The organism is Phoenicibacter congonensis, assembly GCF_902386915.1.
Classification (GTDB): Bacteria; Actinomycetota; Coriobacteriia; order Coriobacteriales; family Eggerthellaceae; genus Phoenicibacter; species Phoenicibacter congonensis.
The window spans coordinates 806,245-824,030 of the sequence record NZ_LR698997.1; the positions used below are offsets into that span (position 1 = coordinate 806,245).

At 42.0% G+C, this 17,786-nt stretch carries 17 protein-coding genes and 2 tRNA genes; 12 read left to right on the forward strand and 7 right to left on the reverse strand.

Features of this window, described 5'->3' with window-relative positions; translation table 11 throughout:
- Nucleotides 1-30 precede the first annotated feature (30 nt).
- Nucleotides 31-918: a molybdate ABC transporter substrate-binding protein gene (locus tag FXZ76_RS03515; RefSeq protein WP_079535794.1), complete on the reverse strand. Its 888-nt coding sequence runs from the start codon at nucleotides 916-918 to the stop codon at nucleotides 31-33.
- Nucleotides 919-1,052: 134 nt separating this feature from the next.
- Between FXZ76_RS03515 and FXZ76_RS03520 the strand changes: the two genes are divergently transcribed.
- Nucleotides 1,053-1,601 (forward strand): MOSC domain-containing protein, encoded by a 549-nt coding sequence (locus FXZ76_RS03520; RefSeq protein ID WP_172618931.1) that lies wholly within the window; start codon nucleotides 1,053-1,055, stop codon nucleotides 1,599-1,601.
- Between the two features lie 335 nt (nucleotides 1,602-1,936).
- Nucleotides 1,937-3,685 (forward strand): hypothetical protein, encoded by a 1,749-nt coding sequence (locus tag FXZ76_RS03525; protein WP_079535796.1) that lies wholly within the window; start codon nucleotides 1,937-1,939, stop codon nucleotides 3,683-3,685.
- 421 nt (nucleotides 3,686-4,106) lie between these two features.
- On the opposite strand, the gene FXZ76_RS03530 is transcribed toward FXZ76_RS03525, so the two are convergent.
- The 4 genes from FXZ76_RS03530 to FXZ76_RS03545 form a co-directional block, all read right to left on the reverse strand.
- A tRNA-Leu gene (locus FXZ76_RS03530) sits at nucleotides 4,107-4,190 on the reverse strand.
- An 18-nt stretch (nucleotides 4,191-4,208) separates the two neighbouring features.
- Nucleotides 4,209-5,120 carry a peptidoglycan-binding domain-containing protein gene (locus FXZ76_RS03535; protein WP_079535797.1) on the reverse strand — a complete coding sequence of 304 codons (912 nt, stop codon included), beginning with the start codon at nucleotides 5,118-5,120 and terminating at the stop codon, nucleotides 4,209-4,211.
- Nucleotides 5,120-6,193, reverse strand: coding sequence for a polyprenyl synthetase family protein (locus FXZ76_RS03540; protein ID WP_079535798.1), 1,074 nt, complete (start codon nucleotides 6,191-6,193; stop codon nucleotides 5,120-5,122). Before FXZ76_RS03540 ends, FXZ76_RS03535 begins: the two co-directional genes overlap by 1 nt.
- Nucleotides 6,194-6,196: 3 nt before the next feature.
- A complete protein-coding gene (locus FXZ76_RS03545) occupies nucleotides 6,197-6,715 on the reverse strand; it encodes an FtsB family cell division protein (protein WP_079535799.1) in 519 nt (172 codons plus the stop codon).
- A gap of 279 nt (nucleotides 6,716-6,994) precedes the next feature.
- On the opposite strand from FXZ76_RS03545, the gene FXZ76_RS03550 reads away from it, so the two are divergent.
- Complete coding sequence (locus FXZ76_RS03550; RefSeq protein WP_079535800.1) at nucleotides 6,995-7,774, forward strand: HAD family hydrolase; 780 nt, start codon at nucleotides 6,995-6,997, stop codon at nucleotides 7,772-7,774.
- A 490-nt stretch (nucleotides 7,775-8,264) separates the two neighbouring features.
- Here FXZ76_RS03550 and FXZ76_RS03555 read toward each other — a convergent pair.
- Together FXZ76_RS03555 and FXZ76_RS03560 are read right to left on the reverse strand one after the other, a co-directional pair.
- Nucleotides 8,265-8,340 (reverse strand) — tRNA-Ala (locus tag FXZ76_RS03555).
- Between the two features lie 9 nt (nucleotides 8,341-8,349).
- Nucleotides 8,350-8,706 carry a Veg family protein gene (locus FXZ76_RS03560; protein WP_079535801.1) on the reverse strand — a complete coding sequence of 119 codons (357 nt, stop codon included), beginning with the start codon at nucleotides 8,704-8,706 and terminating at the stop codon, nucleotides 8,350-8,352.
- A gap of 108 nt (nucleotides 8,707-8,814) precedes the next feature.
- Here FXZ76_RS03560 and FXZ76_RS03565 point away from each other — a divergent pair, with 108 nt between their 5' ends.
- The 9 genes from FXZ76_RS03565 (at nucleotide 8,815) to FXZ76_RS03605 (ending at nucleotide 17,769) form a co-directional block, all read left to right on the forward strand.
- The gene (locus FXZ76_RS03565) at nucleotides 8,815-10,134 is read left to right on the forward strand and encodes a replication-associated recombination protein A (protein ID WP_079535802.1); all 1,320 of its coding nucleotides are present in this window, start codon (nucleotides 8,815-8,817) and stop codon (nucleotides 10,132-10,134) included.
- Nucleotides 10,135-10,177: 43 nt separating this feature from the next.
- The gene (locus tag FXZ76_RS03570; RefSeq protein ID WP_079535803.1) at nucleotides 10,178-10,696 is read left to right on the forward strand and encodes a DUF948 domain-containing protein; all 519 of its coding nucleotides are present in this window, start codon (nucleotides 10,178-10,180) and stop codon (nucleotides 10,694-10,696) included.
- 23 nt (nucleotides 10,697-10,719) lie between these two features.
- The gene (pyrH, locus tag FXZ76_RS03575) at nucleotides 10,720-11,439 is read left to right on the forward strand and encodes a UMP kinase (RefSeq protein WP_079535804.1); all 720 of its coding nucleotides are present in this window, start codon (nucleotides 10,720-10,722) and stop codon (nucleotides 11,437-11,439) included.
- A 39-nt stretch (nucleotides 11,440-11,478) separates the two neighbouring features.
- Entirely contained in the window at nucleotides 11,479-12,042 is a 564-nt protein-coding gene (gene frr, locus FXZ76_RS03580; protein WP_079535805.1) for a ribosome recycling factor, read from the forward strand.
- Between the two features lie 8 nt (nucleotides 12,043-12,050).
- Nucleotides 12,051-12,815 (forward strand): isoprenyl transferase, encoded by a 765-nt coding sequence (locus tag FXZ76_RS03585; RefSeq protein ID WP_079535806.1) that lies wholly within the window; start codon nucleotides 12,051-12,053, stop codon nucleotides 12,813-12,815.
- Nucleotides 12,816-12,830: 15 nt separating this feature from the next.
- Complete coding sequence (locus FXZ76_RS03590) at nucleotides 12,831-13,862, forward strand: phosphatidate cytidylyltransferase (protein WP_079535807.1); 1,032 nt, start codon at nucleotides 12,831-12,833, stop codon at nucleotides 13,860-13,862.
- Entirely contained in the window at nucleotides 13,855-14,949 is a 1,095-nt protein-coding gene (dxr, locus tag FXZ76_RS03595; RefSeq protein WP_079535808.1) for a 1-deoxy-D-xylulose-5-phosphate reductoisomerase, read from the forward strand. The genes FXZ76_RS03590 and dxr overlap by 8 nt, the downstream gene beginning before the upstream one ends.
- Before the next feature lie 187 nt (nucleotides 14,950-15,136).
- Nucleotides 15,137-17,089, forward strand: coding sequence for a molecular chaperone DnaK (gene dnaK / locus FXZ76_RS03600; RefSeq protein WP_079535809.1), 1,953 nt, complete (start codon nucleotides 15,137-15,139; stop codon nucleotides 17,087-17,089).
- A gap of 5 nt (nucleotides 17,090-17,094) precedes the next feature.
- Nucleotides 17,095-17,769, forward strand: coding sequence for a nucleotide exchange factor GrpE (locus tag FXZ76_RS03605; protein ID WP_079535810.1), 675 nt, complete (start codon nucleotides 17,095-17,097; stop codon nucleotides 17,767-17,769).
- The last annotated feature ends 17 nt before the right edge of the window (nucleotides 17,770-17,786 follow it).

The following is a 17,786-nucleotide window of genomic DNA, read 5'->3' on the forward strand; positions in this document are numbered from 1 at the left end:
TTAGGTTTCGTTATTGCGATTAATTTAAACTTAAGCGAGCTCGAAACCCCATTTTTGCCAGATTTCTTGTGCTTTTTTGTTTGTCATGCACCAGTCATAGAACTCTTGAGTAGCCTCTTTATTTTTGCAATCTTTTGTGATTGCTGCTGGGTAAACGATAGATTTGTGAGTGTTGCTAGGAACCGTGCCCACAATCTTTACGCCGCCGAAGCGATATACATCAGAAGTGTATACAAATGAAACATCGACATCGCCTGATTCAGCATGTTTGCAAACGTTTCCAACTGAAGTGTCAGTTACAACTTTGATTGAGTCTGTGTATGAACCGCCTTTGCCAGAAATGTCTTTGCCTGTTTTTCCTGCGTCATCGGAACTTGGTGCGTAGACTCCCACAGTTGAAAGCGATTGAGCTGCATAGTTTCCAGCAGGAACTGAGTCGTCACCAACGCAGATTGAATATTTTCCAGCTGCAATGTCGTCAAGTGTGACTTCGTTGATGTCAGAGCTTTCTTTTGTGACCATCACGAGATCGTTTTTGAACATGTCTTTGCGAGTTGTGTTGTCGATTAATTCTTTCTTGTCTGCATCATCCATTTTGCCTTTGGAAGCAGAAATGAACAGGTCAGCATAAGAACCTGCACCGAGCATTTCTACAAGTTCTCCAGATGCTTTGTATTGTGTGTCAGCAAATTCAATGTTTGAGTGACCATCTTCGATGTATGCTTTTTGTGCTTCGCCCATCGCTTTTGAAAGCGAATTTGCTGCAAAAATCTGAAGCGTAGTTTTTTCGGTTATGGTTTCTTCTTTTTTGCTGTCGCTCGAAGAGCCGCATCCCGCGAGTGCAAATGCCATGCAAAGACACACAGCAACTGCAATCAATGCTACTAACTTCGATTTTGCCTTTGTAGCGTTGTTCATAATTCCTCCCCTTAATAGATTTAAGTCATAATTGCTTATTATACTCAAACGAACATAATGTATTTTACATCAATTTGCCTATACTATCTATGATGTTCGAAACAAGAAATCTTATGTAAAAGTGAGGGTTGGCAGTGGATTCTGATTCCTTAGTAAAGAGCGACGCTAAAATTATTTCAATCAACATTTCAAAGAAAAAAGGAACGAAGAAAAAACCGGTTGGAGATGAACCTGTTGAGTTACTTTTAGACTTTGGTATACAAAACGATGCTCATGCTGGAGATTGGCACAGGCAAGTCTCTTTTTTGGCTGATGAGTCAATTCAAAAAGTTCGTGATGCTGGACTAAATGTCGGTTGTGGTGATTTTGCTGAAAACTTCACTACAGTTGGCGTTGATTTAAAAAACATTCCTCTTGGAACAATGCTTTTGCTTGGTGATGAAGTGGAAGTTGAGATTAGCCAAATTGGAAAAGTGTGCCACACAAAGTGTGCAATTTATCATTTGATGGGAGATTGCATTTTCCCGCACGAAGGAATTTTTGCTGTTGTTAGAAAACCGGGCAAAGTTAAAGCAGGCGATTCTATAAAGATGATAAAGCTTGGTGATGGCACTTGCGATGCAACGCCACCTGAGGCTCTGCGCGAACTAGAAGAAGCTCGGAATGCCTACAACAAGAAATAGTTTCTTTTGGCATTGGCCAAAAAGTTGATTGTAAGTGTCATAGCTACATAACGATGGATTTTTACTTGTCTTAATATAAAATTAGTTGAACTGGTGGTGGTTTTTAGTTAGCACTCGCGTGTCTCTTTTTTGAGAAGCTAGAGCAAGGAGTAAAAGATGACTACGACTGGCCGATTTAAATCTATGACCATGTGCTTTATCTTTCATGTGCCGCGTTATTGCTTTTCTCTAGCTAAAAAGAATAATGTGCATTAACGCTGCGGTAATTACCGCGGCGTTTTTTTATTTTTTCCTTGGTTTTGGTTTTTAGGATCGGTTTGAATGGGGAGATGTTGATGAGAAGAATACTTAGTTTTGCGATGGCGTTTTTCCTGTCTTTTTCTTTGTTGCCAACGGTAGCATTTGCAGAAGACGAAGGACTTGCTCTCGGAATGCCTGAGATTACAAAAAACCTAACTGACAATAAAGGCACCGTTGTTGGGTTTGACTCGCAAGAGTGGTACGTAATTGGTGATCATGAAACTGGAGTTAACCCACTACCTTCGAATTTGACTTTGCTTCATAAGCTCGATGTTCACGATCAAAGCAGCTCGTTGCGCTATGGCGCTAGTCCCTATCGAGAGGTCGCCTATTTGCCTCCACTAAATGGAGAATATCCAAAGTTTAGGGACGTAATTGGACAACGTTTTGCTTTGTATACCGATGCGAATGGTGATGTTGTTCATGTGCGCGACTCTGCAACTGGTGAAGTTTTCCCAGAGGTTGTTTATTTTGATGTCAATTTTGATGCGCCTTTAACTGATCCAGGTTATGACAGTCCAAATGATTACTATGGTTGCACAATTCAACAGCACCTTGAATTTGTTGGAGAATACATTGTGTTCGACCGTGAAAGCACCTTAATTACTCCGCGCACCCTCACTTCTCAAAACGATGATATTGCTGGCAAGGATGTTTCCAAACAGAAGCTGTGGAATTTGTCCAAAGTTGAGGCTGAGTCCTGCAGAGGAGCTTCTAACCATTATTTCGCAGGTGCCACGTGGCTCAGATCTCCTGGAACCGATTCTTTAGGAGAGATTGCACCAGATTTAGTTCAATACTATTATTCAGGTGGAAATTATGGGTTTACCAATTCTGAAAGAATTTATACTGAGCACGGCACTAAACAAGGCAATGTTTTTAAGCCAGACCAAGATTTGATTACACCGATTCGTCCTGCCTTCAACCTAAATGTAGAAAATGTTCTTTTTGCAACATCAGCTAGCGGTGAACATGGAAAATCACAAGATGTGAGAAGAATGAAAGATTTCAATAGTCTCCAAGCGGGCAGTGATTTGCGCAAAGACGGCGACCCAATCAAGTTTACAATGGCTGACAAGGAAAAGCAAACGCTAAACATCGATAATCCAAATGCAACTGTTACAGTCACAGACGGGAAAGGTGTTGTTAATTATTCCAACGCTGCAACAGGCGTCAATCAATATATTTCATGTGTAATTGCGTCTAACGATGGCAATAATATTTTGTATTACGCCAAACTCGTTGATTGTTCAAGGGATGGAAGTGCTTCTGGAGAGATAACTATTGGAGTTCCAAATGAACTTCTTGATGGCACCTATTCAATGCATTTGTTTTCTGAACAGGATAACGGCGAAAATTCGACCGACTTTGCAGGACAAAGAATACAGCTCAATTTCGACAAGGTTGAAACGTACACTGTCACCTATCATGATGGCTTAGATGGTGAAGTGTTTGAGCCTGAAAGCTATTCGGGGCTAAGAGCTGGCGATCCGACTCCGAAGTTTAAGGGAAACACCGAGCGCCATGGTTTCAGATTTGATGGGTGGGACCCTGAGTGGAGCGAAACAGTAACTGGCAGTGTCACTCATGTTGCTAAATGGACATATGTTGGAACTGGAGATGCTGATGGTAGAAAAGACCCTGCAAAACCTGCGCCTATTGCAGGAGTTACAACCCCAAAAACTGGAGATAGCATTAATTTTGCATTGCTAGCTTCAGTGTTGCTTTTAAGTGGGATTACTCTAGTGGGAGCCGCGCACTTCATACAAAACAAAAGGGATTAAGCCTTGTTGGCGAGTTGGAAAGTGCCATCAAATTAACAAAACGCTTTAGAAAACGCCATTAGTTTTTTTACGTAATGTGTTCAGCTCAAATGGAGTTAAGTCTTTTAAAGAAACAATTCATGCGGGTGAGAGGGAAATTTTTCACCCGTTTTTTATTATCTAGCTCAAACTATCTAATAATTTGTCTTAACTTCACGTGAATCATTCTGAGTCGATAATTGAACGCTCAGTGTGCTTTTTAAAATCAACAGTATTTAGAAACTAATGTCTTTTGGAATGTAATTCTTGAACCAAAAACTAACCAACATCTAGTTTTGAAACTTTGCAATTGGAAAAAAGAGGTGCCTCTTATACGTTTTTTGTCGCTTTAGACTATTTTTAAAAGAAGTTTTTAGAGCTTAAAAAATGGTGTTTTACCAGGTGGTAGGGGTGAAGGGATTCGAACCCTTAAGCCGCGAGGCGGCGGATTTTAAGTCCGCTGTGTATGCCGTTCCACCACACCCCCATGTGAGCAACAAAATTATTATAAATGAGAAAGGGCGTTGCAGAGCGCATCTAATAAATTAATTGCGTAGTGTTGCGCACTTCTTTCCTCTTTTGCATCTTGCCAAGTTTTAGACGCGATTGTTACACTCATCTTCTTTTCGCCGCTTGCATTTAATTCCTCAAGGGCCTGCGCAATGTTTTGAGGGAGAGCGTCGTCTTCTGAATACAAAACATTGATGTTTGCTGGGTTGTTTTGTTCCGCTAAAACTATTTGGAAAAGAATCATCTCTCCATCTGGAGGGACTGAAAGTGCATCGGCTGAAACAATTTTTGATTGTGGAGTGGTTGCAATTGAGAGATTTGACATTCTTTTTGCTATTGATCGTGTGAACTCACAAGTGCCAAAAAGACAAACAGTGTTATTTTCAAGCACTTCTGCTACACGGGCAAAGCTTAAGTTTCGCTGTCCTGAATAGGCCTTTTTACCTTCCCATGAGTGGTGAAGATTTCTGATTGTTTGATAGGTGAATGCGCCGCAAATTCCATCATTTGGAAGGCCCATATTTTGTTGAAATGAGCGAAGTGCTGCTTCTGTTGCAGCTCCAAAAACACCGTCTTCATCACCGGCAGAAAAACCGAGCGTGCCAAGAATGTGTTGTAATTCGCGGCAATCGTTTCCTCTAAAATGAGGGATTCTCAAATAAAGTGTCCTGTCTCCAAGTGAATAGGTTGCATCAACTAACGTTTGCCACATAATTTCGTCGACGCAATTGCGCCTTTCAATTTGCATTTCGTCGCAAAAAGAATTGACTGCATCAAGCGTTCTGGCATCAAAAGTGCCAGAAACCTCATTTTCATTCATGTGGCCAAGCTTGCAGAGTCGCTGTTGAACGTCTTTTACTGCTTCGCTTTTGTCATTTTGTTTTATGTCTACAAAAACACTAGTCATTAATGAGTTCTCTCCAAACACCAATCTGCCATCGACATCAATAGTGCCTTTCCTTGTCCATCTTTTAGGCTCGTTGAAATTATACCTTTTGCTTCAGTTATGAGCTTTTCTGTGCGTTGCTTTGCATATTCTATTGCATTGGATTGTTCAATCAAATTAAGTGCTCTGGCCAGGTCTTCTTCATTGTTGTTTTTGTTTAGCAGAATCGACCTAAGTTCATTAGATTCGGTCTCGTTAAGAGTTTTTAGAGCATGTAATGCTATTAAAGTGTGTTTTCCTTCAGCAATGTCAAGAGCAAAATCTTTCGATTTGTCTTTTGCGCTTTTATCTACGTTGAGAATGTCGTCTTGGATTTGAAATGCAAGCCCGCATTTTAGACCAGCACTTCTCAAATTTCTAACAACTTCGTGACTAGCATTTGCAACAGTGGCACCAATTGCAAAAGGTGACGCGCATGTATAATTTGCTGTCTTTAGCGTCGCCATTGTTTCGTAGTTTTCTTCGCTTTGATCAAACTCACAAGCTTTTTCCCATCCGATGTCAATTGCTTGACCCTCGATTGTCTTTGTTTTCATTTTTGCAAGTTCAAGCATGACTTCAAGTTTTTTAGAGCTGTCTAAAAGCTCATCGTTTAAAACAAACTCGTCCATGAATGTTAGGGCGAAATCTCCTGCATTGAGTGCGATTTCAGTTCCATTAGTGACATGCATGCATGGTTTGTTTCGTCTTGTTAGAGCGTGATCGGCAATGTCATCATGAATGAGCGCTCCGTTTTGAAATATTTCAATTGCCACCGCGGGTCGAATGCAGTCAATTACTTTACCATCGCATGCAAAATTGGCGAGAAGACAGCAAAGTGACCTTGAACATTTTCCAGGATTGGAAAAAAAGTCGCTCAATGGGTCAAACAAATATTCGTTTGAAATAGTGCTTTCTCCGTTAGGAAGGGAATTTGCGCTGATGTCTCCAATTTCTTTTGAGAATGCATTTATATATTCAATGAAATCATTGCATTCGTTAATTTCATCTAGAAAGCGCGCGCAGAATGATTCAAGGCTATCGGCGTTTAGCATGTCTTATTCCTGTTTGGTTGAATTATCGTATGCAAAAATTGTATCCAGAATTCCTGAATACCATGTGTTTGGAGAAGTGATTTTCTTTGAGTCGACATATTCTGGCAGTGTGTTTGCTGAGTGTCGCTCAATGCCAGTGACAAGAACAGCTCCTTCTCCATCTTTTACATATCCATAGTCACTTTTCGCTTTGTCTTCAACACCTTCATCAGTCTTTAGTGCTTCAACGGCAGCATTGAGTTTGTCGTTTCTCTCTTGCACTGCTTGAAGTTCAGCAGTTGCTCTTTCAGTTTCGCGCACCTGAGTGTAGTAAATTTTCGCAGGTTGATAGCAAAAAATACATAAAAGAAGCACCGTCATTAGGCAGTAGGTCAAAGCTTTGCTGACACGTCCAAGACCCATGAAGTTTTCAGCAATTTTTGAAAGATTAAGTTTTGTTGGTTTGCACATTGCTGATTTTGAAAATGTGTTGCGGGCTGCTTCTTGTTGGATTTTTGCAGCCCTTTTGTGGGACCGTCCCATTTTGCCTTCATAAATTGCCGGTCTGGGTGCAGCTTTGCGCGGCGCATCATCTTTTTCTTTGCTACAAAAGCTGATGGCGTCTTCAAATGAGAATTTATTTTTGAACAGTGGCTCTATTGAATTGCCCCCAAAGCATATTGTGTGTTTTAGTAGTTCGTTTTGCTAAAGGCTTTGAGCTAATTATACTATATGTTGTGAAAAGTAACAGATTAGGCAGCGACTTTTTCAAAGATTTAGTGGAGTTCACCTTGCATTTTTAATCTTCATCAATGGAGTAGAATGTTTTACATGAATTTCCGAGAAAAAGAGAATTTTTATAACAAAGACGTTGTTTTTGAAAAGCCAAATGCGATGAAATCGTTGTTGCACCCGGTGTCGCCAAACTGCAAAAAAGGGCCATATCGCTTGGCAGTGTTTGACATGGACAAAACAACAATCGACACTTCATCTCCAATGCTTCTCGTTAAAAAGTTGCTGTTGGAGCACCGTCTTTCGGTAGCCGACTCCGCCTACATCATTAAATGGGCGATGAGCTACAAGTTTCATTTACCAAGACAAAATAATCCAGTTCGCGAAAAGGTGTTCACTGCTTTTATGGGCAAAGACGCTTTGGAAGTGTCGGCTGACCTCCAAAAGTTTTCTGAAGAAAGAATTGTTCCTGAGGTGCGAAAAGATGCGGTTAATGCAATGATAAAACACCTTGACGACGGAATAGTGGTAATTCTTCTTTCGGCTTCATTTGATTGTGTGGTTGCTCGTTTGATGCAAGAAATCCCAGTTAACTTTGGAATAGCGACTCTCATGCGCATCACCGACGACGGGAAATTCACAAATGAGGTTCTGGGGACAGCTCCAGAAGCGGATGGTAAACCTGTAGCATTGCGAGAATTTGCTGATGCAGAGTTTGGTGCAGGCGAGTGGGTCGTTGAATATGCCTATGGGGATCACATGTCAGACGCTGGCATTTTAGGCATGGCAAAGCATCCTGTGGCAGTTTGTCCTGATAAGCAACTAAAAAAATATGCAAAATCAAAAGGCTGGAGAATCGCCAACTGGTAAAAACTCTCTGTCTGCGTCATCATATACAAAATTAAACGTTGATTCTGGCACCGATTTCTCGACTCTCTTTAATAGAAATGAGCGTTTCTAAAAAGGGAAATGCCTAAGAATTATCTAAATCTGTAATTGTAATGCGAGAGTCTAGAACTCGGCGAATTACTTGTTTTAAAGAAATAATGGAATTACACAATGAAAAAGCGTCAGAGAAAAGTTGGCTGAGCAATCAGATTCTGACGAAAAAGCGAGGAGCTGTGCCCTACACTTTCCGAGGTTTTGGCAGCTATATAAGACCAGCATACTTCTCATTTTGGATAAGCTATTCTATTTCACGATCAAAAAGCGTAAGGAAAATGCATCTGAACTAGCATATTTGCTCGAACGACACCTTCGTTGGCCTTCGTGGTGCAAAAGGGGCGTTCAGGGCTAAGATGCAGTTTCAGATGCATTTGCAGCGGTAGTAACAAATCGAGCTACGCTCGATTTTAGGAAGTGGTGGAGATGATGGGGTTCGAACCCACGGCCCCCACGTTGCGAACGTGATGCTCTCCCAGCTGAGCTACATCCCCACGAATTAACTATTTGATTATAAGCTCATCTTCGATGTCATTGTCGGCAAATTCCGACTCGTCATATGGCTCTTTTTTTACCGCAAGCAAATCTTGATAGTTGTCAAACAGCGGCTCGCCATTTTGCGAAACTTTCACAACGCCAGTCAATATGTCGGCAAATTGAAACGACATTCTTGCTTTTGGAACGCGCTTTCTTTGAACCTCCAAAATGAAAAGTCGTGGGTGAACTTGGTAGACGATTCCGTTATTTGTGCTGATGCGTGACCTTCCGAGATCTTGTTCGACATGGACTTTTTCTCCAATGTGTTGCTCGAAAGTTTCTTTAATTTTTCCTATCAGCTGTGCTTGTTCTGTTAAATCCATCAATGCTCCATAAACTTTTTTACCAAACAATAATTATATATGCCGTGTCAAGAACGCACACCCGCTCACAACTTGTGAATTTGCAATTCAAACGCATAAAATTAGCTTATGGACATTAACTCATTGTTTGACATGCTTGACGAAGAAAAAGCGGAAGAAAAGTCGCTTGAGTTTGCGCCGCTTGCTCGCCGAATGAGGCCGCAAACTCTCGATGAAATTGTTGGACAAGAGGGCGCAATTGGCGAAGGTTCCTGGCTTCGAACTGCAATTAAAGCTGATGCGCTGTCGTCCATTATTCTTTATGGTCCTGCTGGCACAGGAAAAACAACTATAGCAAACGTCATTGCAAAAATGACGAGTGCTCATTTTGATGAAGTTTCAGCAGTGTCAGGAACTGTTGCCGACTTGAGAAAAGTTATCGCTGAGGCAGATGCGCGGCTTAAGTCTAGTGGAATTAAAACCATTCTTTTTATCGATGAAATTCATCGTTTTTCTCGCTCTCAGCAAGACTGTCTTTTGCATGCAGTTGAAAATCGAACAGTAATCTTAATTGGAGCTACGACTGAAAATCCCTATTTTGAAGTGAATACAGCGCTAATTAGCCGCTCAAGAGTAGTTTTGCTAGATTCTTTAACGCAAGATGACATTTGTAAGGTCATTGATAATGCTCTTCAGTCGGAGCGAGGCCTATATAACCAATTCACAATCACTAAAGATGCAAAATCAGAAATTGTTCGCATTTGTGGAGGCGACGCCAGATGCGCTCTTAACTCGCTCGAACTTGCTTCACAAATGGCATGGTCACACAATAGAGCAGAAATCAATGAACAAGATGTGCATGACGCTAGTCCAACAAGGTCTTTAGCCTATGACAAAAACAAAGACATGCACTACGACATAATCTCAGCTTTTATCAAGTCAATGAGAGGATCAGACCCAGACGCCGCTCTTTATTGGATGGCACGAATGCTAGAGGGTGGGGAAGATCCAAAGTTTATAGCACGTCGCATTTTTATTTGCGCTTCAGAAGATGTTGGAAACGCCGACCCTCGCGCTGTTCTCATTGCAGAGGCTGCGTTTAGGGCAACCGAGGTGATTGGCATGCCCGAATGTCAAATTAATCTTTCGCAGGCAGCAACCTATGTAGCACTTGCTCCAAAGTCAAATGCTGCTGAGGCTAGCATTCAGCGCGCTATGTCTGAAGTTAAGAATGGTCCTGAAAGAGCAGTGCCAAATTATCTTCGTGATCGACATCGTCCTGGTTCTAAAGATTATGGCGACTATCTTTATCCTCATGATTTTGGAGGCTGGGTTCGCCAGCAATATTTGCCAGACGGCATTGAAAATGGAGATATTTACAAGCCTGGAAAAGTTGGCTGGGAAGCAGACCGAACGCGTGCTCTTGAAGACATGCGAAACGACAATTAGGGTAGAATTAGTTAATTAAACTATTCGTCAAAGGGGTTATGCTGTGGAGATAATAAATGACATTCTTCCCTGGCTCTATGCTGTTATTGCAATTGTTGTAATTTGGCTTGTTGTTGAGCTTGTTATTACTATTAGAAAATCTCGTCAAACAATTGAAGAAGTCCAAAAATCACTTGACAGTGCAGTCAAAGACATGAATGACATCACAAATGAACTCATGCCTGCGCTCAAAAAAGTTGACCCGCTCATGGACAGGGTGTCTTTATCGGTTGATGCTTTGAACATGGAGATTTTGCGTGTCGACGACATTGTTACAGATGTCAAAACAATGACAGAAGTTGCCGCTAAAGCAACACAATCGATTGACACAGTAACCTCTGCTCCAGTTGAATTTGTGTCAAGTGTGGCTGACAAAGTTCGCCGCCGTTTTGGGCCTAAGCCCGCGAGCAAAGAATCTCTAAACATCGGTGCTGCTAGAGCAGAGAACACCGAAGAAAATGCTTTCAAAGGTCTTGTCGATGCGCTCGATGATGCAGTTGATTCTGTGAAGACAAACAATTAACGGCTCAATTAAATAGGAGAGAAATGTCTGATTACAAATACAAGCGTGTGCTTTTAAAACTATCTGGTGAAGCGCTAGCAGGCGATCAGGGCTTTGGCATTGATCCAAAGGTTGTTCGTGAAATCACTGAGCAAATATCTGAAATTGCAAAAGATGACATTGAAATTGCAATTGTTATTGGTGGCGGAAACTTTTTCCGCGGATTAGCAGGTTCTTCTGAGGGAATGGATCGCGCGCAAGCCGACTACATTGGAATGCTTGCAACAGTCATGAACGCGCTTGCTCTTCAAGACGCATTCGAGCAATCAGGAATATATTCGCGTGTTCAAAGTGCAATCACAATGCAGGAAGTCGCAGAACCATACATTCGCCGTCGTGCCGACAGACATTTGCAAAAGGGAAGAGTTGTGATTTTGGCAGCTGGCACAGGCAACCCCTACATGACCACTGACACAACAGCAGCACTTCGTGCATGCGAACTCGAGGTCGATTGTCTCATGAAGGCAACAAAAGTAGATGGGGTTTATGATGAGGATCCAAAAATCCACCCAGATGCGAAGCGGTTCGATCACATTTCCTACCTTGAAGTAATCAATCGTCATCTTCACGTTATGGACACAACAGCAATTTCTCTTTGCATGGACAACAACATTCCTATGATTGTTTTTAATCTTGGAGTAAAAGGAAACATTAAACGCGCTTTGCAAGGCGAAGACGTTGGGACTGTAATCACAGCTGAATAATCATTTGACCCCGATTTATAAAACAGGAGAATTTAAATCATGGCAACTGTTGAAGAAACAAAAGCAAAAGCAAAAGAGAAAATGGAGAGGGCGCTAGAGGCTCTTCATTCTAATTTTGCGAGTGTTCGCACAGGACGCGCAAACCCTATGGTTCTTGACCGCGTGTTAGTTGATTACTACGGAACTAAAACACCCGTAAACCAAATGGCGGCAATAAAAACACCTGATGCTCACCTTTTGGTAATTGAGCCCTATGACAAATCATCGCTAAAGGCTATTGAAAATGCTATCAATGAGTCAGACTTAGGGATCAGCCCTAACTCTGATGGTCAAGTGCTTCGTCTTCCTTTCCCAACTCCAACTGAGGAAAGAAGAAAAGAACTCACAAAACAATGCAAGTCATTAGCTGAGGAAGCAAAAGTGGCCGTGCGAAATGCAAGACGAGATGCTAACAATGCGCTTGATAAGATGAAAAAGGATGAAGGATTACCAGAGGATGAAGTAAAGCACGAGCAAAACAACATCCAGAAGTTAACTGATGACTTTATTTCTCAAATTGACAGCGCTCTTGCAACCAAAGATAAAGAATTGATGGAAATTTAAGCATTGTTTTGAGACGAGAGTTTTCATACATATTCCCTGATGTGCCAGAAGACATCGATGTATCACAGTTTGACGAGCAGAAGGTGCCGCGTCATGTTGGCGTCATTATGGATGGAAATGGAAGATGGGCAAAAAAGCGTGCGTTAAACAGGCTCTATGGTCACAAAGCTGGAATTGAAGCAGTTCGAGAACTCATTCGCACTTCTTCTGACATCGGGGTCGATTTTCTTACAATTTATTCTTTTTCAACTGAGAACTGGAAGAGAAGCAGTGAGGAAGTTTCAGGCTTGATGAATCTCTTTGCAAAAACTATGCTTGCCGAAGTTGATGGTTTGCATGAAGAAAATGTTCGCGTGAAAACTATTGGAAACTCACGCGCTTTGCCTAAAGACACCCGCGATGCTTTTGACGATGCAATTGAAAAAACGAAGGATAACACTGGTTTAACTCTGGTTGTGGCTGTTAACTATGGCGGTCGTGATGAGATAATGCACGCCGTGAACAAATGTGTAAAAGATGCACTGGACTCTCGACGCTCTTCAGTGGATGAAAACGCTTTTAAAAATTGCCTCTACACTGCTGGCATGCCTGATCCAGAACTCATCATTAGAACATCTGGTGAAATGAGAGTTTCAAATTTCTTGTTGTGGCAACTTGCCTACAGCGAATTTGTGGTGACTGACTGTTTGTGGCCCGACTTTGACAGATATGAATATCTTCGTTGTTTATTAACATACATGTCTCGTGACAGACGTTTTGGGAATGCAAAATAATGGCTGGTGTTTCCCATGACAACAATCGACGGAGCAAATAACAAAAGCAAAAGCGCGATGGTTGAAGAGCAACAAAATGCTCGCGCTCGGATGAAAGAGCAAGCTTCTTTAGTTTATTCGACAATGAAAGAAACTGGCAACGAGCCTTTGAACTATGTAATGCCTCAGCCTGGTCACGAATTTGGAATTGCCGATAGAATTGGGAAAGCGATTCCTGAGCCTTTAAGGAACCTAAGTTCTTTTTGGACACGCTTTTTTGTCGGGGCGATATATCTAACACTTGTTCTTGTTTGTTTCTATTTTGGGAACTTTCCAACTATGTTAGTTTTGTCACTCATTGCTGCAATTACTTCGCAAGAGTTCTATTACATGGTCAGAAGCGAGGCGCGACTTCCTAATGAGTTGATAGGTCTAGTTGGGGCTGTTGCCTATGTCCCAGCAATGAATTATTTTGGTCTTCGCGGGTGCGCTTGCGTGACGCTTCTTATGCTGCTAGCACTTCTCGTTTGGTATGTTTTTTGGAATAAAGCTAAAATTTCTGATGTAGGCGTGAGCCTGTTTGGCGCTGTTTACACTGGAGGATGCTTGTCGGGATTTATGTATATCTCGGCTTGCATTGAACCACCCTATGATTCGTGGGCGTTGATTTTGATTTTCGTTAGCGTTTGCGCTAATGATTCTTTTGCCTATTTAGTCGGGCGTGCTATTGGAAAACACAAGTTAGCACCAAGAACATCTCCTAATAAAACTTGGGAAGGTTTCATTGCTGGCATCATTGGATGCACTGCGTTTTGGTCAATTTTTGCAATTATGCCTGGCGTTGAATTGCCGATCGGAATTGCAATTCTTTTCGGTGTGATTTCAGCACTCTTGCAAGTTTTGGGAGATTTGGCCGAAAGCAGAATTAAGAGAAACGCTGGATTCAAAGATTCAGGTTGGATTATGCCAGGTCACGGAGGTCTCCTTGACAGATGCGATTCTTTGTTTTTAGCTAGTGTCTCATCTGTAATCATGTTTTTATTGGCGGGAGTGATTCCTCTTGGCTAGCAAAAAACGCGTTTTGATTCTTGGTGCAACTGGATCAATTGGCACACAAACGATTGATGTTTGCAACCATTTAAAAGATGAATTTGAAATTTGCGGAATGACCGCACATTCCAATGAATCGAAGCTTTTGCAACTTGCTCACGACAACAATGTTTCAAACACAACTTGTGATGTTGACTCACTTGTTTCTTTTATTGATTATTGTGAACCTGACATTGTTGTCAATTCTTTAGTTGGCGCTTGTGGAGTTGAATGTAGCTACCACACGCTAACAACAACTGCCCGTTTGGCTCTGGCAAACAAAGAATCACTTGTAGTTGCAGGCGATTTGCTAATGCCTCTTGCGCAAGATGATGGTAAGTTAACTCCGATTGACTCTGAACACGGTGCAATTTATCAGTGCTTGATAGGAGAGAGCAATTCATTTGTTTCAAAGCTTTGGATAACTTGTTCTGGCGGTCCCTTCCTTGGGAAAACTAAAGATGAACTCGCAAAAGTGAAAGCAGGTGATGCGTTGAAGCACCCAACGTGGAACATGGGTGCAAAAATCACAATTGACTCAGCGACCTTAATGAACAAAGGTCTTGAGGTAATTGAAGCGCATCATTTGTTTAATTGCAGCTTCGACAAAATTAAAGTTGTCATTCATCCTCAAAGCGTCATTCATTCCATGGTGGAGTTCATAGATGGCTCTGTTAAAGCACATTTGGGCACTACCGACATGCGAATTCCAATTGAATATGCGCTAACCCATCCGAGGAGGCGCACTTCTCCTGTTGAGCCGCTTGATTTCACTCGACTAGGATCAATTAGTTTCGATTCTCCGGACTATGAAACATTTGGATGCCTAAAAATTGCATATGAAGCGGGCAGTGCTGGAGGCATTTTGCCTTGTGTTATGAATGCGGCTAACGAAGTTGCTAACGCTGCGTTTCGAGATGGAAAATGCAGATTTATCGACATCGAAGAGTGCGTGCGTTTTGCTATTAGTGAAATTAAAAATGAAAATGCAGTTTCGTTGGAGCAACTAAAGATTGCTGACTCAAAAGCTAGAACTCTTGCTGCTGATTTTTTAAAACTTAAATAAACACATTCTTTAATCAAAAAAATCTATTTATTACACGTAATAATTATGTGTGCTACTCCTTTTAGAGTATCTAAGTATATTTTTAGTAAAAGACTTGACAGACACACACTCACATTTTATTATGAAGATGTTTTAAAAAGGTTGCGCAGATTAGGCAACTAAAAAAATTGAAAGTGAGGAAAACAAAATGGGAAAGATTTTAGGCATTGACCTTGGAACAACAAATTCTGCTATGGCAGTTATGCAAGGTAATGAGGCTGAAATCCTTGTTAATGCGGAAGGCGACCGCACTACCCCTTCCGTTGAAGGATTTAGAAAAGATGGCGAGCGTGTTGTTGGCAAAGCTGCTAAGAACCAGGCCGTCACAAATCCTGAGAACACGATTTCTAGTGTCAAGCGTTTCATCGGTCGTTCATATGACGAAACTGCCGAAGAAAGAAAGACTGTTTCATACAACGTTTCTCGTGGCAAAGATGGCAGAAGCGTAATTTTGATTGATGGCAAGGAATACACACCTGAAGAGATTTCATCAATGGTTCTTCAGAAAATGAAGAACGACGCTGAAAAGCAATTGGGTGAAAAAATCACAGAGGCTGTTATTACAGTTCCAGCATACTTCAATGATGCACAACGTCAGGCAACAAAAGACGCGGGCAAAATTGCTGGTCTTGAAGTGAAGAGAATTATTAACGAGCCAACAGCTGCTGCTTTGGCATATGGCTTCAATCCAGAAAATGATGACAAAGACGAAAAGATTCTCGTCTTTGACTTGGGTGGCGGCACATTCGATGTTTCAGTTTTGGAGTTAGGCGACAACGTCTTTGAAGTTGCTTCAACCGCTGGTGATAACCACCTTGGTGGCGATGACTGGGATCAGAGAATCATTGGCTGGATGGCAGACAAGTTTAAGGCTGAAAACAACATCGATCTTCTAACTGACAAAATGGCTTTGCAACGTTTGAAGGAAGCTGCTGAGAAAGCAAAGATTGAACTTTCTGCCACAACTCAAACAAACATTAACTTGCCATTTATTACTGCTGGCGCCGATGGTCCAAAGCACTTGGATTTGACTCTCACAAGAACTGAGTTTGAGACAATCACCCGTGACCTTCTTGACAGATGCAGAAAGCCAGTTGAGCAGGCTTTGAGTGATGCTAAGATTTCTGCTTCTGATTTAAATGAAGTCATTTTGATTGGTGGTTCAACAAGGATGCCTGCTGTCCAGGAACTTGTTAAAAAAATGACTGGCAAGCAGCCAAACATGAGTGTTAACCCAGATGAAGCAGTTGCAATGGGTGCTGCAATTCAAGGTGGCGTTCTTTCAGGCGATGTTAGCGGAATCTTGCTTCTTGATGTCACACCTTTGTCGTTAGGTGTTGAAACATATGGCGGTGTCATGACAAAGATGATTGAAAGAAACACTACTATTCCAACGCGCAAGACTGAAGTTTATTCAACTGCAGCAGACAACCAAACAAGCGTTGAGGTTCACGTTCTTCAAGGTGAGCGTCCAATGGCGGCTGACAACAAGACATTAGGTCGTTTCCAGCTGACCGGCATTCCTGCTGCACGCCGTGGAATTCCTCAAATCGAGGTTACATTCGACATCGATGCGAACGGCATCGTGAACGTGTCTGCTAAAGATCTTGGAACTGGCAAAGAACAGCAGATTACAATCTCTGGATCAACTGCTTTGAGCGATGAAGAAGTCGATCGTATGGTTAAAGATGCAGAGGCAAATGCTGATGCTGATGCTAAACGCAAAGAGGAAGCTGAAGTACGCAATAATGCTGAGGCATTAATGAGCGCAACTAAGCAGACATTAGATGAGCTTGGTGACAAAGCTCCTGCTGACACTAAGAAAGATGCAGAAGACGCAATTGCTGAGTGCGAAGAGGCCATGAAAGGAACTGACATTGAGGCAATTAAAGGGGCTGTAGAAAAGATTCAACAAGCTGGTTATAAACTTGCCGAGGTCGTTTATCAGCAAAGTGCCGCAGCTGGTGATGCAAATGCCGCAGGTGCTAACCCTGCAGGCGCTGCAGCAGCTGGAGCTCAAGCGGCACCACAAGGAGGCAATGGCGACGGTCCAATCGATGCTAACTTTGAGGTAGTTGACGACGACAAGAAAAGCGAGTAGGGCAAATGTCTGAAGAAGCAAAAACCGATGAGTGCAATTGCACGACTTGCGATGACAAAGAAACTTCTGAGCTAAAAGAAGAAGTTGTGACTGAAGCGGCTGAAGCTGGCGAGGGTGATTCCTCGCCAGAACCAGTTGAAAACCAAGCGCCTTCTGATGAAGCTGCTGACAATAATCACAGCAGCGCTCAAACAGAAGAAATTGATTGGAAAGATAAATATCTTCGTTTGCATGCTGATTGGGAAAACTATCGCAAGCGCATGGATGAACAACGTGCAGATGAACGCGCGCGCGCAACTGAGAACCTGATGAAGGAGCTAATTCCACTCATTGATGACATGAAAAATGCGCTTGAGTGGGCAGACAAGAATGGGTCAAGTGAAATGACGAATGGTTTTAAAGCCATTGACACTAAGTTTAGATGCGCCCTTGAAAAGCATGGTTTGCAAGAAATTGATCCAGCGGGCGAAGCTTTTGACCCACTGATTCACCAAGCTGTATCTACTGTCCCTGATGACAGCGTTTATGACGAAACAGTTCGCGATGTTTATCAAAAGGGTTACAAGCTTGGAATTAAAGTGATTAGACCTGCAATGGTAACAATCACAACTGGTGGAGAAAAACGACCTGCAGAAGATTTGAATGATTCGCAAAAAGATGAAGGAAACAAAGAAGACTAATAAGAATAGAGATACAA